This window comes from Pseudoalteromonas sp. A601 (assembly GCF_002165575.1).
In the GTDB taxonomy this organism is placed as follows: domain Bacteria; phylum Pseudomonadota; class Gammaproteobacteria; order Enterobacterales; family Alteromonadaceae; genus Pseudoalteromonas.
On the sequence record NZ_MXQF01000018.1, the window covers coordinates 27574 to 43076 of the forward strand.

Genomic DNA, 15503 nt, shown 5'->3' on the forward strand with positions numbered 1-15503 from the left:
TAATTTGAAAAGTCTCTTTTTACAAAAATATTACAACTTTAGTCAGGTTAACGTTGATTAAACTCAAAAAAAAGTGCTAAGTTGTTGATGGATATATCAACAATTTTAGGGGAAAGCTGCTTTGTGCGTTGCTCTTTTATTAATGAAAGCACGATAATAATGATCACTGATTCAGCCATCGAAGACACTTTAATGATTATTGCTGTCATCGCGATTAAATTTTTTCAGAGCGAGTCCAGCATGGTTTTTTTCATCACAACATCAATTAACCCGAGAGATGTCATTATGTTGTTGTAATAGTTCTTTTACTTTTTAGGTTTGGTGAAAGCGAAGTGGTCCGCTTTCAAATTTAAAACCAGATAAAACTGACTTGGTGACTTGGTGACTTGGTGACTTGGTGGCTATACTTGCACCATTGTCGACAATAAGAATATGCCAAAATGACTGTTGCGTATTCACTTTGTGGCTCAATTACAGTCTCGTCTGAAAATAAAAAGTCTGTCGCATAAATCCCCTTCGTTTAATACTTCACCAAAAGGGTTATTGCCTGATAGTTAGTCTGCTTTATCACTTAATGGTTTTTTTTCAATGTTTTTGAGTTCAATTTCTATGGCATCGCATGATATGTGTATTTCATATAAAGAAGTTAAAAGCGATAAAGCTAAACAACCTAGACTAATACCAAATAAAATAACGCCTGTGGTTTTAAACTCAATAAATAATGCAAACATTGAAATAGTACACATTAAAAATGATGCTACGCCATATACTTGCATGGTTCTAATGAGCTTTATACGCTTTCTTAGGTTGGTGATCTGCGCAACAACAAGTGGTCGTATAGTTTCACCCTCTCGCGCATTTAATTCCCGAATTAATTGCGCTAATACTAAAAATCGGTTTGTATAAGCCAATAGTAATAATGAGATAGCAGGAAAAAGTAAGCCTGGGGTGGTTAGTGTCATGATTATTCCTAAATAACAAATACTTCGCTTAGAATAGATTAGGGGAGTTTAATTACAAAGTAAAAGAGTTCATTCATATAATAAATAGGAAATGAAATTATGAACAATGAACCATTTCGTTGGATAACGGTTTATAGCGCTGCAGATGCTGTTGAAGCAAATATAGTGAAAGGGCTGCTAATAGGGAACGAAATAAACTGCCAATTGTTAGGCGAGTCATTACAAAGCGCAGTAGGTGAAATTCCCATTGCTCAAACAGAAGTTCGTGTACAGGTTTATGCGATAAAAGAGCGCCATGCGCGTGAAATATTGTTAAACTATAGCCAAGAACAGCAATCTGCTCTGGATTGGGTATGCCCCAACTGTAATGAGCATAATGGGCCAACATTTGAAATTTGTTGGTCTTGTAGGACTCCTAAGAATGACTAAAGCGAATAATTTTCAGCGTATTCGAGAGCTTAATTATTTACAACAAGCCGTATTAGCGGCTGCATTAATTGAGCGCATGCTACCAAACTATGGTTTGTTTAGTGAAGCGACTGGGTTTGGTGATGAAGCGACGCTTCGTAGTGCACTGAATGTGTGCTGGGAAAAAATTCTGCTCCCTAAAAGTAAAATTGATTTAGAAAAACAAATCGAAAAAATTGAACCTAATGTCCCCGAACTTGCCGATTTTGATATGTTTGGTACATATCCCGCGATCGATGCGGCAACGGCTTTACTTGGGTTAATGCACGGTTTAATTGCCCAAAATGATAGTGAATTTGTCAGTATAAGCAAGATATCACAAGCAACCGTTGCTCGTTTTATTGAATATCAACTGACAGTTGAGGGGGTAGTTGCCGATAATAAAACAGTACGCGAACACCCTTTAATGCAATATGAAATTGAAGTGCTTAGTGAAATGATCGATTTTGTCGAGCAAATGGGCCGTGTCACATCACAGAGTGTTAAAGAACTGAAACAACATGCTATTGCAGATGGTCAAACAAATATTGGTTTAGCGCTATAACACGAATTTATCGGTAGGAGAAAAAGCAGTGCGAATTTTAGGCATTGAGTCATCATGTGATGAAACAGGAATTGCAATCTATGATGACGAACAAGGATTGCTGGCGCACCAGTTGTATAGTCAGGTAAAAGTGCACGCTGATTATGGTGGGGTGGTTCCTGAACTTGCGTCACGCGATCATGTTCGTAAAACCCTACCATTGATTGATGCTGCATTTGCACAAGCGGGCTGTACTGCAGATGATATTGATGGGATAGCCTACACAGCAGGGCCTGGGCTGGTAGGGGCTCTGTTGGTTGGCACTTCTATTGGACGTTCACTTGCTTATGGTTGGAATATTCCTGCTGTCGCAGTGCATCATATGGAAGGGCATTTACTGGCGCCAATGCTAGAAGAAGATGTACCAGACTTTCCATTTATCGCGTTGTTAGTCTCAGGTGGTCATACCATGATGGTGAAAGTCGAAGGCATAGGTCAATATGAAGTGCTTGGTGAGTCTGTTGATGATGCCGCAGGTGAAGCATTTGATAAAACAGCAAAACTTCTAGGCTTGGATTACCCTGGTGGTCCTCGTTTAGCTAAACTGGCGGAGCAAGGCGAGCCTAAACGATTTATTTTCCCACGCCCAATGACTGACAAGCCAGGCCTTGATTTTAGCTTTAGTGGTTTAAAAACGGCTGCTGCTATCACGATTCGTGATAATGATAGCGATGAGCAAACCAAAGCTGATATTGCCCATGCATTTCAAACCGCTGTGATTGACACGTTAGTGATCAAATGTAAACGTGCGCTGAAACAAACAGGAATTAAGCGTCTTGTGATCGCAGGTGGTGTAAGCGCAAACGTGGAGCTACGCGCACAGCTTGAGCGGGTAATGCAAGGTATGAAGGGGCGAGTATATTATCCACGTACAGAGTTTTGTACTGATAACGGTGCGATGATAGCTTATGCCGGTATGCAGCGCTTAAAAGCTGGACAATTTGCTAGTCTCGATATGAAAACAAAACCGCGTTGGCCTATAGATAGCTTAGAAGCGATTTAACTAGTGCTATTGTTATCCTGAGTTGGTGGTTTCTTTTTATCACCAACTTTTGGTTCATCTCCACTGAAAAGACGTTTTATATTACCATGATGGCGAATAATTATAAGTACAGTTAAAAATGTCACAGGCAAGGTATAGAGTGGCTTAATCCACCATGTGTACAAAGGCGCTAAGGAAACTGCAATCAGCGCTCCGAGCGACGAGTAGCGAGTAATTGCAACAACTGCCACCCAAGTCGATATTAGCAGCCCACCTAAAGAAAGGCCAATTGGTAACAAAGTTCCAAATGCAGTGGCAACGGCTTTACCGCCTTTAAAACGAAAAAACACCGGGAACATATGGCCTAAACAAGCACTTACACCTATCAAACCTAGCATAAGCGGGTCAAGTTTTAAAAAGTATGCGGCCCATACAGGTATAGTGCCTTTAAGAATATCGAATACTAGGACTAAACAAGCGGGAAAACTACCGCCTAAACGGTAGACATTGGTAGCGCCAGGGTTATTTGAACCATTAGTGCGTGGATCTGGTAGTTTAAACAGCCGTGACACTAGAATAGCCGATGAAATCGACCCTAGTAAGTAGGCTAAAACTAACATTAAAACAGCTATCACACGCTTCCTTATTTTTTAATCGCGCTTTTTCGGCTATCATTGGCCGCAAATATCGAGGGCAAAATAACATTGCATACTTTTATGTTCAACAATAGAGCAGTTGTTTTTGTACCCACTGACTATTGTATGGTTAATTTTTACATAATAAAACATAGTTAAAGTGTATAAACACTATAAAAGTTAATTATAGTGGGTAAAACTCGTCAATTGAGTTTAAATTTTTCAAGTTGGAGCAGTTATGGATAAAGTTTTTATATCGCAACTACATGTTGAGACTATCATTGGCGTGTACGATTTTGAAAAAGAAACCAAACAGAGTTTATATTTCGATATAGAAATGCTCTGCGATATAAAACCTGCAGCTCAAAGTGATGATATCAATTTAGCCTTAGATTATGCCAAAGTAAGCGAACGAGTTATTGCGCATACAACAGCAAAGCCTGTAGAGCTTTTAGAAACGCTAGTCGAACAACTTGCAGTCATTATTTTAGCCGAGTTCAATACCTCAGAGGTTACAATAAAAGTGAGCAAGCCAGCTGCGGTAGCCCAAGCACACACTGTTGGTGTGCAAATTACGCGAGAAAAGGCCACTAACTAGCATGGCACAGATTTATATTAGCCTTGGCTCTAACGTGAATAAAGAGCATTATTTTCGCCAAGCACTTACCACCTTAAAAGAGCACTTTACCGAGCTTGAGCATTCAAGTGTATTTGAAAGTGAAGCTGTTGGCTTTTCAGGTAGTAACTTTTATAATTCTGTTGTTGGTACTCAAACAGAAATGCCGCTTGAACAGTTGTGTTTGTTATTGAAAAAAATTGAACGAGATAATGGTCGCAAGCTCAACGATAAAAAGTTTAGCCCGCGCACCTTAGATCTTGATTTATTATTTTATAATGATGTAATTTGCGACTCGCCAGCACAGTTACCTCGAGATGAAATAACAAAAAATGCATTTGTGCTACAACCATTGGCAGAAATAGCCCCTCATTTTATTCACCCAGTCGCAAAGAAGACGATTGCGCAGCTATGGAATGAATATAATAACCCTAATCAAAAACTATGGAAGGTGGAGTTTACTAACCCATGAGTATTATAGAAATTATTGTTTTAGCCCTGATCCAAGGACTGACTGAGTTTTTACCTATTTCAAGTTCAGCCCACTTAATTCTTCCTTCACAAATCTTAGGCTGGCAAGATCAAGGTTTGGCATTTGATGTCGCAGTACACGTTGGTACATTAATCGCTGTTGTCATTTATTTTAGAAAAGAAGTTGTCGATATACTTGGTGCGTGGTTTAAATCGTTTGGAGCACAAGGTGCAACAGATGACAGTAAACTAGGCTGGTGGATTATTGCAGCGACTATTCCAGCGCTTGTTATTGGTTATTTCTTTAAAGACTTTGTAGAAAGTTATTCTCGAAATGCATGGGTAATAGCCACTTCTACGATCGTATTTGGTTTATTACTTTGGTATGCAGATGTAAAAGCAAAACAGGTAAAGAACATCTATCAACTCAATTTAGTGAGCGCGTTATTATTAGGTTTTTCACAAGTTATTGCGATGGTTTTTCCTGGTACATCACGCTCAGGGATAACAATAACGGTTGGTTTATTATTAGGGCTAAATAAGCAAAGTGCAGCACGCTTTTCATTTCTAATGTCTATCCCTGTTATTGCTGCTGCTGGCTCTTACTATACCTACAAACTGTTCACAGCAGGTGAAGCTATTGACTGGCAAGCAATTTTGTTAGGTGCAGGTTTATCTTTTGTATCTGCGTATGCCTGTATTTACTTTTTCTTGAAAATCATTGAACGCATGGGCATGATGCCATTTGTCATTTACCGTTTATTATTAGGCGCTGGATTGATTCTTTTCTTGAGTCTCTGAAATAAATTTTAAATTATATGAGAAAAAAATAGTTAAATTACGTAGTAACGTTTATTTATTATGTGATTGGGTTTCAAGATTATCCTGTCGGATTTTCTTGAAGCCTTTATTTAATTAGTTCTCCAGCTGTATTTAGTTAAAAAATTTCACGTAAGCCTCCTTATTCCATTTCTTTTTTCTTCGTTCAGTTAGCGTTAAGATAAAAGCGTTGCTGTTTTTATTATTTTTTCCAGCTATGATTATTAGGATTTTAAAAATAATAATTTGATTAAAAGGGACAAAGATGGAATTTAAACAATCAATTCTAGTGTTAAGTGTACTTACGGTTTTAGCCGGTTGCGGTGGTTCTTCAGATGATAATAGTGAAGTTACCAATCCTCCTGTAGTCACAGATCCAGAAACACCGACGGTCAGTGAGGCACAAATTAATGGGGTGGCATCTAAAGGCACATTAAAAAATGCACAGCTTACTTTCTATAAGTACGTAGAAGGCAGTGCTGTTGAGTTAACTGATGAAGAATTAGGGGATTCAAGCTTAGTTACTGATGAAAACGGACAATACCTAGTTACGCTTAATGATATTCAGGGCGTTGTTAAGGTTGAACTGTCTGTAAGTAGCGATGCAGGCTCGCCGACAATTATGGTGTGTGATGCACCAACAGGTTGTGGGGTTGGTGCTGATGACGTTGCTATTAAATTCGGTGAAAACGTTAATCTTACACTACAAGATCCTGAGTTTTCGTTAACCAGTATCTTATCTGTTAGCAGTGACTCAGCTGATACCCAAGATACAGCAAATATAACACCATTAACTCATATGGCAACTGCGTTAGCTGAAAGCCGTGGTGATGTATCAGAACAAACAATTTCAGATGCACAATCAGAGATAGCAAATACTTTTGGATTGGTTGGAGCCTTGAACTCACTTACGCCAGGTGCAATTGAAACGCCTTCTTCTTTATTTGATCAAGAAAATACAAACGCAATGCGTTATGCCTTAATCAACGCAGGTATTGCTCATGCTTTATACATTGAAGAGCCTGATCTTTCTCTGAGTGCTAAATTAAAGTTCGCGATAGATGATATGGTTGCAGCAAATGGCGGAATGTTAGTTTCTGCTGATGCAGATGATGACGATGAGTTTGAACTTTCAATTGAAGATGTTCTCAACGGCTCTGAGCAGGCATTAACGCAGCTTATAGAAGTCATTGCAGAGGACCCTTCGTTAGTTGAACACTTAGATGACTTAGAGCAAATTGCGACTAATATAGCTAACGAAATTCAAGTGAAAATAACCCAAGCGGGTGATGACGGTCGTATTAAAGGTAATGTTAGCGATGAAACTCAAGGTGATGCGATAGCAAAAGCAAGCGCTATGGTGAATGATATTCGCTTATTTGCTAATTTATTTGATGTAACAAATTCATCGGGAGAACACTTTGAGTCGCAGGGGGAGCAATTTGTAAATCTCGTCGAAGCTGCCGGTGACATGGTTGCAGAACAAGGTGATAGCTTTGCTCTTTTAAGTGATGTTATTGAAGCCGTGACAGATATTCATCAACAGCTTGAAAACGAAGAAGTAACAGGTACGGTATTTGATTTAGCGGATTACTTAAGTACAGCAGGTACAGGTAGTGTAACTATCGATGAAGAAAACCTTGTTTTTAGTGTTGATGCACAAGCTGGAGCCGAGAAGTTAACCCTTGATGTTGCTATTAACGCATTAGCAGAAAATACGCAGTATCAATTGTTGTTGTCAGGTATGGCTGAGAATGACGCTGTAGCATTAACAATTGGAGAAGGTAGTCACGCAACACTTAACTTAGATCGTACTGTTACGCGAAGCCAAATTGAAAGTGGTGATGTTAATGCAGAGCCAACCAAAGGGGAGCTACAGCTGAGTGTTACACTCGCGCAAAAGGCTACAGACACTGTAGTAAACCCTATTAGTTTTACAGGTGCTCTAACCGCTGAATTATTGCCGTTAAAAGTTTATAGTGCAGAGTCATTGAATGGTTGGGAACAAACAGCTTGGGATTACACGCTTGAGCAAGATACGCTTGTGCTACCTAAAATGGCGAGCTTAAGTGGTGAGTTTTCGTCTCTAGAAGGTGAATTTGTAAAAGCCACTGCAACCGTTAATATTAAAGATCTTGAAACATATACACCGCCAGAACTTAAAGGCTTTGGTGAAATGTATGAAGATATTGCACAAGTGACTATTAATGAAGCGGATACTGAGTTAAATCTGTCTATTAATAACGATGAAACGCTCACTCAGTATGTTTACACCAAAACAGCCGAAAGCTCTGGTAATTGGAAAATCGCAGCGAGTAGAACAACGGATATCGAAGGTTACTTCCAAGGTACATTTAATCGAGAAGCTTATAACTCTGGTGAACGTCAATATTATATGTTTAACCAGAATAATATTGTTAGCGATACTCAATACTCGTGGATTGAATACATCGAATATAATGAGAGCGACGGCGTTTATAACTTGATGGCAAACTTTGATTATTTCTCAGATTTCAACCAAGGTGTGCTTACCAATAGCGAGGGAGAGCAAGTAAATATAGCTGACATACCGTATCAAAATAACGGTTGGTTCTATTCTTTAGAAGAAGCTCAAGAGTGGCTAAGTATTGGTACTTCAGTTGACCCCGGCTCAATAAGTTCGTATTACTATGGTGTATTTGAAAGCGGTTACTCTGCATCACTGAAGGATACCGGAGACTTTAGGTTTAATACTGAAGATGTGTTGGACAAAGTAAAAGCGGGTGAGTCATTTATGGTAGATGGCTACTTAGTTTCACCACTTTTAAATGGCCAACTTGTTATTACCGTTAGCGATGATGCTACTAATTTAGAAGCTATAGTCGAAGGTGGTACTACTCAGGTTATTACTATTGATAGGGCTGACGTCAACAGCTTTTCTATAAGTAATGAGATAAAAGATAATAGTGGAGAGCTCGATGAGCGTCAAACTCTCAAGGTCAGCAGTCATGAGGTAGCACTGGGACAAAATTTAAATGCTGAATATTACCATCAGGCTGATGATTGGAATTGGGGAAATTTTGTAAGCTTGATGCCTATCGACTCTGACAATGATTCTCTAGTTGATTACCTTGCCTGTAAGCAGATTGATTTTTTTAGAATTAATGGATCTGGTGAGTATTTGGATTACGATGGTTCAGTAATTAGCATTGAAGAACAAGGGTATGATTGTGGAAGCTACTCTACTGTTGATGATTTTATCGATACATCGTGGGATTTTTCGCGTTTTGGTATAACGAGTGAGAGCATCGATAGTTTTACTGTTGATGATGCATTTATATCTGGTTTGAATAGTTATCGAAGTGATAACCCTGTGCCTATTAACCCGGGGGAGGAGCCTTCACAGCAGTTTAAAGCACGGACTTTTTACAGTTACGTTGATGGTTTAGGCCGTGTTGCTGCTGATTTTACACAACCTGAGCACATGCAATGGTCTGCTGATGGTACTTATACGATTGATATGTATTTAGCCCAACCAGAACTTGGTTCTAATGTTGAAAATGAAGAAACTTTCTTAGACGTAAATGCGGCGTTAAATGTACAGGTTGAGGTGGGAGAATACAACCTTGAGCTAAATTTAACAGGTGAACGTACTGAACTTGAGCAAGGTAAATTAGCACTTGATGTTAAATATTTACTGCCAGACAGTGATAAACAACGCAGCTTTATTGTAAGCTATGACACTAAACTTGAAACTTTATCAGCGACGAATGCTGAAAACGTTAAGCTAGTTTTAGCTGAGTCAGATGATGAAGAAGCAGAGCAGCAAGTACTCGGCACAATTATGGTCGGTGATGAAAAAGCAGCTGAAATTGTTAAGCGTGATTCGTTGGTGCTCATTGTTTATGAAAATGGAACTGTTGAAACATTATAATTTTGCATGAAGTTCAAGGCCTGCTCTTGCAGGCCTTTTTTATAAAAGAAATAATAAATGATAAAAAATACACTCCTAAGCTGCTTAGGTTTAATGGCATTGCATTGTAATGCTCAGCAAAAAGTGTCTGTATATGTTGATTCTAATAGTTTTAGTAATATCTCACCGGTGTTGGCGGTAGTCGATGATGACTGGCAGAGCAAACCTCAGCCAGATGCTGATAAGGGCTTCTCGCAAACAAAGCTAGGCGTAAGCTATCAACACTCAAGTCTAGAAGGCTTTACCTTTCATATCGAACAGCGCCTAGATTATTTTGTTAAAAGTCATGCTGATACTGCTTTAGGCTATTATCAAGAACAGAATGATATTCCATTACTAGATAAAGAGAACTACAAGGTGAAGCTTGATTACTTTGCAAATAGGAGCAAAGGGTTTGCTGCGGGCTATAGCTATGAGTTTAGTGATGCTTTATTGATTGGCATTAAAGGCAGCTATTGGCGAGTTAATTATTTTCGTCACTCTGTTGTTTCGGGTAATGTGCAAGGAAGGGCTGATAATAGTTTATTAGGCGACCTTAATTATGAAGAGTACTACACGCATAACAACTTTTTAAAACGCCCTAATGAAGGTAGTTGGGATAGTAAAGGCAAGGGTTATTCAGTCGACTTATTTGCTGAAATGAATGTATTAGATAACCTAACTGTACGTGCTGATCTGATAGATATTTACAATCGCTTTAGTGTTGATAATGTAGGTTATACATCAGCAGATATAAACACCAAGGGTAGCTTTATTGATAATCAAGGATTTAATAGCTTTAGACCTTTGCTCAAAGGTTTTGAGGGGCAAAGCAAGCATAAATTTAAAATACCAGAACAAATAGCTTTAGCGTTTACCTACCATCATGAAAAAATTGACTATGCGTTAAACTTATCACGCCAAGGTGATATTAACTTTATGCAGATAGGTGCTCAGTTTTCTTACAAAAAAGGCAAGTTTGCGTTAATGCTTGATCCAATTAATTTAACGCCTCAGTTAGGTTATGAAATTGATTTTTTTAAACTTGAGATGGCGATGGATAAGTTGAACCCAAACAAAGCGATGCAATTATCGTTAAATATGCAGGTAAATTGGCTGTTCTAGTCGCTGGTTAAAAATAAACGGCTCAGTTCAATGAACTGAGCCGTTTTATAAGCAATTAAATACAAGCTTTATTAGAAAGTATATTTAGCGCCTAACGATAAGCGACGGCCTTTAACATCAAAGAACTCACCATCGTCGTAAGTGAACGGGTTACGTGGCGGCTCACGGTCGAATATGTTGTTAACACCAACACGTAACTGTAGCTCATCCATTAGATAAGTTTTGTACATGAAATCAAATGTTGTGTAAGACGGGATATCATTGTAGTTATTGTCTTCAATGGTCCAGTCGTTGTCATTAACAGTTGCATGGCGATAATTCATTGTTAATACATAAGCAGAGTCATCCTGTGAATAAACAGCATTAAAGCGGCCCTTCCAGCGAGGTGAAGCTGTTTCGCCTACATCACTTCTAAAGTCTTCAGCACGACCTGTAGAGTTATTATTGTCCTCTATTAAATAGGTTGCTGTTAGTTTTAATGCCAAATCACCAGAGAACAACTCTGTACGGTATGCAGATTCAACATCGATACCTTTAATTGCTACAGTTGCGGCATTGATAGGTCGATTGTAGAAGTTTGTTATCTCTCCTGTTTGAGGGTCTCGCTCCACGTTGTTACAGAATAGATTGTCTAGTGATGTTGATTCATAACAAAGCTTAACATTATCTCGGCCATAATATTCAATAGCATCATCAATTTCAAATGACCAATAATCAAGAGTTAAATCTAATCCTTCAATAAACTCTGGAGTGTAAATAACACCGATTGTGTAATCGTTTGACGTTTCATTTTTAAGGTCTTGGTTACCTTGAATATAACCCGGTAAACTACCTCCTGCTAACCACTCTTCAGAAGGCATCCAACCTTGAGGCAGTCCTGCAGCTTGACAGTTTTTGATTACGTTATCTTTATATTTGCTGCCTGACTCAGCGATAGAATCAGCTCTACATACATCAGCACGTCCTGAGCTGAACGTTTTTGAGTTAGGAGTAAATAAATCACCTAAGTTAGGAGCGCGTACTGATTTTGAACGATTTAAACGTACGCGTAACTCATCAGTGACGCCCCAATTTAAAGCTATCTTCCAAGCATTATCTTCACCTGTAACCGAATAATCCATATAACGGAACGCTGTTTCAAGGGTTAAATCTGTTGTTAGGAAGGTTTCTTCTAATAATGGAATTGAAATTTCAGCTGAAAGTTCGTTTACATCTATTTCGCCGTCCATCGGTGAACTTGAGTTACCAAAGATAAGGCCTTTTTCCATGTTTTCAGATGGCCTAGTGATCGCTGATTCTCTGCGGTGTTCAGCAGTGAAGGCCGCAGCAACATATCCTGCTGGTAGTTCAAATAAGGCGCCATCTACAGTAACAGCAAACACGGCTTGGTCGTGCTTAGCAAAACGTGTTGCATCAGTCGCTATATAGTCTAACTGTGCTTGTGTTGCTGACGTCGCGCCCATTGTGTTAAATGGTGTACAACCTTCAATAGCACCTATAACATCGCCGTTTTCATTACGCTTGGCACACACTACATTACCTTGGTATTCAACGGCATCAATAGAGTTAGCTAAGTTTTGTGTTAATACTTCGCCAGTCCAAAGAGTGTTTTGCTCGATGCGGCCAAATTGTGCGTAAGCAGAGTAGCCCCAGTCATCGTTTAAAATACCTTCAGCGCCGATTGAGGTACGAAATACCTCACGCTCTTGGTTATATGCACGGTCGCCCCATAAGTTTTCATTAGCTTGGCGAAGTGTTACCTCTGTAAGCTCATTGTCGTCCATTACTTTAGCCATATCGTTTTTAATAAACGCATTGTCGCGACGTATCGTATGGCGAAAAAAAGAAGGTGAGCTCTCTGTTGTGGCTTCTGTATTTGAATAGGTGAAATCAAAGGTTAAAGCGTGGTCGTCATTGAGTTCATATGTGCCGTACGCAGAAGCAATTATTCTTTCTAATGGCGTTTGAAAGTAATCTTTATAGCCGTGGCCAAAAACACCATCGCCTTGATTTTGATTATCTTGAAAGTAGTTTGACGCATCGCTTCCAACACCTGGATTAGGAATGCGCCCCAAGCCATAGTCAAACGGTTTTAGGTTGCCATTTGCATCAAAGGTGTAGTGATGATTGTCGTAACCATTATCTTTAAGTGAGTCTTTAGCGAAGAAGTCGCCACCCTCTGAGTAATAAGCAAGGCCTGTCGGCTGACCTAAAACAACCCGTGAAGGGATGCCATCACTACCACTTTTATTTGCCGGGTTTGCGTATGAGTTTACAGGGTTGCGGTAGAAATCACGGCTCAGCTTGCCATAACTTTTGTTTTCAGTGTAATTAAATGAGGCAATAAAAGAGAGTTTATCGCCTTCCATACCGCCAGTAATTGAGAAGTTGTTTTGCTCGCCACCACTTTGCTCTGGACGTACGGTAGAGACATCAAGTTCAATCCCATCCATTGATTTTTTAGTAATTATATTTACCACACCAGCTACTGCATCTGCGCCGTAAACGGCTGCTGCACCACCTGTAGCTATCTCGATACGTTCAATCATTGTGGTAGGAATGTTGTTTAAATCAACTGCTGTATCACCCACAGAACCAGGTACAAAACGGCGCCCATTTACAAGCACTAAAGTTCGCTCTGAACCTAAACCACGAAGGTCCGTAGTGTTAAGGCCTGACGCATAAATAGTGTTAGTTGTTGTTTCCGGAGAAAGGCCAACTGTTGCCTGTGGCATTTCTGCAAGTAAATCATTGACGTTAGTTATACCTTGGTTTTCCATCTCAACACCACTGATCACAGTAACAGGGGTTGGAGACGTTAGGTTAAAGCGTTTTATTTTTGAGCCGGTAACTTGAATGCGTTCAACGGGTTTCGTTTCAGTCGTTGACTGTGCAAATGTATTTAATGCACTAAATGCAGTTGTCACTAAAACTGCGTTTACGGCTGTTGCGATAAGATTTAATTTTTTCAACATAACACCTTTAATTTCGACAAGCTTCAACTAGGAGTTAAAGCATGATTGAACTAACTAGTTATCAAGGTAGGCACTTTTAACTTAAGAAGTTAAATAAATGGCAGACAATGTAACCAGATGTAATTTAGCGCTACGTTTTAACATAGTACCTAATAAGAGTCTTAAAAAATGGTAATGTGTATGTTGTTTCAATAATGTGTGCTTTGTTTTTGTTTTGAATATATATTGGTATCAATATGATATTTAAGGTAAAATTATGTAATTATATATTTACAACGTCCTGTTTAGATTGTTTTTTAGTGTTTTTTTATTCCTGTTATTAACTTTATTTAAATTAAATATAAATATTTTAGTGGTTTAAATCGGCACTAATGTTAATTTTGTATAAAAAGTGGTGTTTGTTTTGTCACCAGTTAGACAAGTGGCATGGAACTTTTTGCAATAAGCTGCTTAATTAGCTGATTTTTTGCAAAACTGTAATGCGATATGGCAATGGCAACTAGCTGCTAATTTTGGCATTATGGCAGGTAATAAAAACAATGCTGCTTATAACTAGTGCAGCAAAGGAATAGACATGCATATTCATATTTTAGGTATTTGCGGCACTTTTATGGGTGGCATTGCCGCGATAGCTAAATCATTAGGTCACACAGTTACTGGCTCAGATCAAAACGTATATCCCCCAATGAGTACCCAGCTTGAAGAGCTTGGTATCACACTTACTCAAGGCTATGGGATTTCTCAACTAGAGCCTGCGCCAGATATGGTTGTCATAGGGAACGCGATGAGTCGTGGTAATCCGTGTGTAGAGTATGTGTTAGATAAAGGCTTACCTTATACATCAGGTCCAGAGTGGTTAAAACATAACTTACTACAAGATTCATGGGTGTTAGCTGTAGCGGGGACTCATGGTAAAACCACAACAGCAAGTATGCTTGCTTGGATACTCGAATATGCCGGTTTGAAACCAGGGTTTTTAATAGGTGGAATTGTACAAAATTTTGGAATGTCAGCCCGAGTCGGTGACACCCCGTTTTTTGTTATTGAAGCAGATGAATACGACACTGCATTTTTTGATAAACGCAGTAAGTTTGTACATTACCTGCCGCGTACACTGATTTTGAATAATTTAGAATTTGATCACGCTGACATATTCGACGATTTGAATGCAATAATAAAACAATTTCATCATTTGATGCGTACACTACCAAGTACAGGTAAAGTAATTTGGCCCAATGATGAACAGGCTTTAACTGAGGTCATTAATCAAGGCTGTTGGAGCGAAAGTGAAACGCTTGGTAGTGATTGGAATTATAACTTACTTAAGTCTGATGGCAGTGAGTTTAGCGTTTTGCTTAATGGCGAGTCTGTAGGGACTGTTAAGTGGCAAGTAATTGGTGTGCATAATGTTAAAAATGCCATTATGGCTATTGCTGCGGCGCGTCACGTGGGCATTGCAATGGAGCACAGTATTGCAGCTTTAGCACAGTTTATTAGTCCAAAAAGGCGAATGGAACTTAAAGCGGATATTGCTGATATTAAGGTTTATGATGATTTTGCCCACCACCCAACGGCAATTAAAACCACGCTTGCGGGCCTGCGTGCTAAAGTAGGTAATGATAAGATTATCGCTATTTTAGAGCCGCGCTCTAACACAATGAAAATGGGCGTTCATCAACATACATTATTAGCATCATTAGTTGATGCCGATGAGGTTTATTTATTTGAACCTGACAATCTGAGCTGGTCTTTGAATGAGCAAGCGCAGCAAGCGGGAATGAACTGCTTATCCAGTACTGACGAAATAGTGACTCAAGTGGTTGATAAAGTGCGCCCGCATCAGCATATTTTAATTATGAGTAATGGTGGGTTTAATGGTTTACACGAGCTATTGATTAGCCATTTAACTGATAAGTTTAATTAAATTTAAAGAGAG

General features: G+C 39.1%; 14 protein-coding genes. 9 read left to right on the plus strand and 5 right to left on the minus strand.

Going from position 1 to position 15503, the window contains the following annotated elements; translation table 11 throughout:
- Positions 1–47: 47 nt before the first annotated feature.
- The 3 genes from B5G52_RS22090 to B5G52_RS15115 all read right to left on the minus strand — a co-directional run bounded on the left by B5G52_RS22090 (position 48) and on the right by B5G52_RS15115 (position 962).
- On the minus strand, positions 48–209 hold the full coding sequence (locus B5G52_RS22090; RefSeq protein ID WP_176372561.1) for a hypothetical protein: 162 nt from the start codon (positions 207–209) through the stop codon (positions 48–50).
- A 103-nt stretch (positions 210–312) separates the two neighbouring features.
- On the minus strand, positions 313–459 hold the full coding sequence (locus B5G52_RS22215; RefSeq protein WP_217896191.1) for a hypothetical protein: 147 nt from the start codon (positions 457–459) through the stop codon (positions 313–315).
- Between the two features lie 95 nt (positions 460–554).
- Positions 555–962: a DUF2721 domain-containing protein gene (locus tag B5G52_RS15115; protein WP_087533476.1), complete on the minus strand. Its 408-nt coding sequence runs from the start codon at positions 960–962 to the stop codon at positions 555–557.
- A gap of 99 nt (positions 963–1061) precedes the next feature.
- On the opposite strand from B5G52_RS15115, the gene B5G52_RS15120 reads away from it, so the two are divergent.
- The 3 genes from B5G52_RS15120 to tsaD are packed head-to-tail and all read left to right on the plus strand — an operon-like array spanning position 1062 to position 3016.
- Complete coding sequence (locus tag B5G52_RS15120) at positions 1062–1391, plus strand: DUF2007 domain-containing protein (protein ID WP_087533477.1); 330 nt, start codon at positions 1062–1064, stop codon at positions 1389–1391.
- The gene (locus B5G52_RS15125) at positions 1384–1974 is read left to right on the plus strand and encodes a YjaG family protein (protein ID WP_087533478.1); all 591 of its coding nucleotides are present in this window, start codon (positions 1384–1386) and stop codon (positions 1972–1974) included. Before B5G52_RS15120 ends, B5G52_RS15125 begins: the two co-directional genes overlap by 8 nt.
- A 28-nt stretch (positions 1975–2002) precedes the next feature.
- A complete protein-coding gene (tsaD, locus tag B5G52_RS15130; RefSeq protein ID WP_087533479.1) occupies positions 2003–3016 on the plus strand; it encodes a tRNA (adenosine(37)-N6)-threonylcarbamoyltransferase complex transferase subunit TsaD in 1014 nt (337 codons plus the stop codon).
- Here the strand turns inward: tsaD and plsY are convergent.
- Positions 3013–3630 (minus strand): glycerol-3-phosphate 1-O-acyltransferase PlsY, encoded by a 618-nt coding sequence (gene plsY / locus B5G52_RS15135; protein ID WP_087533480.1) that lies wholly within the window; start codon positions 3628–3630, stop codon positions 3013–3015. The two genes, tsaD and plsY, sit on opposite strands and share 4 nt — an antisense overlap.
- Before the next feature lie 238 nt (positions 3631–3868).
- Between plsY and folB the strand changes: the two genes are divergently transcribed.
- The 5 genes from folB to B5G52_RS15160 all read left to right on the plus strand — a co-directional run bounded on the left by folB (position 3869) and on the right by B5G52_RS15160 (position 10592).
- The gene (gene folB, locus B5G52_RS15140) at positions 3869–4228 is read left to right on the plus strand and encodes a dihydroneopterin aldolase (protein ID WP_087533481.1); all 360 of its coding nucleotides are present in this window, start codon (positions 3869–3871) and stop codon (positions 4226–4228) included.
- A gap of 1 nt (position 4229) precedes the next feature.
- Positions 4230–4718, plus strand: coding sequence for a 2-amino-4-hydroxy-6-hydroxymethyldihydropteridine diphosphokinase (gene folK, locus B5G52_RS15145; protein ID WP_087533482.1), 489 nt, complete (start codon positions 4230–4232; stop codon positions 4716–4718).
- Complete coding sequence (locus tag B5G52_RS15150) at positions 4715–5518, plus strand: undecaprenyl-diphosphate phosphatase (protein ID WP_087533483.1); 804 nt, start codon at positions 4715–4717, stop codon at positions 5516–5518. Before folK ends, B5G52_RS15150 begins: the two co-directional genes overlap by 4 nt.
- Before the next feature lie 283 nt (positions 5519–5801).
- Positions 5802–9449 (plus strand): hypothetical protein, encoded by a 3648-nt coding sequence (locus B5G52_RS15155; RefSeq protein ID WP_087533484.1) that lies wholly within the window; start codon positions 5802–5804, stop codon positions 9447–9449.
- Positions 9450–9506: 57 nt separating this feature from the next.
- Entirely contained in the window at positions 9507–10592 is a 1086-nt protein-coding gene (locus B5G52_RS15160; protein WP_087533485.1) for a hypothetical protein, read from the plus strand.
- Between the two features lie 71 nt (positions 10593–10663).
- On the opposite strand, the gene B5G52_RS15165 is transcribed toward B5G52_RS15160, so the two are convergent.
- Complete coding sequence (locus tag B5G52_RS15165; RefSeq protein ID WP_087533486.1) at positions 10664–13567, minus strand: TonB-dependent siderophore receptor; 2904 nt, start codon at positions 13565–13567, stop codon at positions 10664–10666.
- Positions 13568–14141: 574 nt separating this feature from the next.
- Between B5G52_RS15165 and mpl the strand changes: the two genes are divergently transcribed.
- The gene (gene mpl / locus B5G52_RS15170; protein WP_087533487.1) at positions 14142–15491 is read left to right on the plus strand and encodes a UDP-N-acetylmuramate:L-alanyl-gamma-D-glutamyl-meso-diaminopimelate ligase; all 1350 of its coding nucleotides are present in this window, start codon (positions 14142–14144) and stop codon (positions 15489–15491) included.
- Positions 15492–15503 lie beyond the last annotated feature (12 nt).

Excerpts from the sequence above, each read along its gene's own strand:
- B5G52_RS22090 (WP_176372561.1), bottom strand. The coding sequence starts at position 209 with ATGACAGCAATAATCATTAAAGTGTCTTCGATGGCTGAATCAGTGATC.
- B5G52_RS15115 (WP_087533476.1), bottom strand. The coding sequence starts at position 962 with ATGACACTAACCACCCCAGGCTTACTTTTTCCTGCTATCTCATTATTA.
- B5G52_RS15120 (WP_087533477.1), top strand. The coding sequence starts at position 1,062 with ATGAACAATGAACCATTTCGTTGGATAACGGTTTATAGCGCTGCAGAT.
- B5G52_RS15125 (WP_087533478.1), top strand. The coding sequence starts at position 1,384 with ATGACTAAAGCGAATAATTTTCAGCGTATTCGAGAGCTTAATTATTTA.
- folB (WP_087533481.1), top strand. The coding sequence starts at position 3,869 with ATGGATAAAGTTTTTATATCGCAACTACATGTTGAGACTATCATTGGC.
- folK (WP_087533482.1), top strand. The coding sequence starts at position 4,230 with ATGGCACAGATTTATATTAGCCTTGGCTCTAACGTGAATAAAGAGCAT.
- B5G52_RS15150 (WP_087533483.1), top strand. The coding sequence starts at position 4,715 with ATGAGTATTATAGAAATTATTGTTTTAGCCCTGATCCAAGGACTGACT.
- B5G52_RS15155 (WP_087533484.1), top strand. The coding sequence starts at position 5,802 with ATGGAATTTAAACAATCAATTCTAGTGTTAAGTGTACTTACGGTTTTA.
- B5G52_RS15160 (WP_087533485.1), top strand. The coding sequence starts at position 9,507 with ATGATAAAAAATACACTCCTAAGCTGCTTAGGTTTAATGGCATTGCAT.
- B5G52_RS15165 (WP_087533486.1), bottom strand. The coding sequence starts at position 13,567 with ATGTTGAAAAAATTAAATCTTATCGCAACAGCCGTAAACGCAGTTTTA.
- mpl (WP_087533487.1), top strand. The coding sequence starts at position 14,142 with ATGCATATTCATATTTTAGGTATTTGCGGCACTTTTATGGGTGGCATT.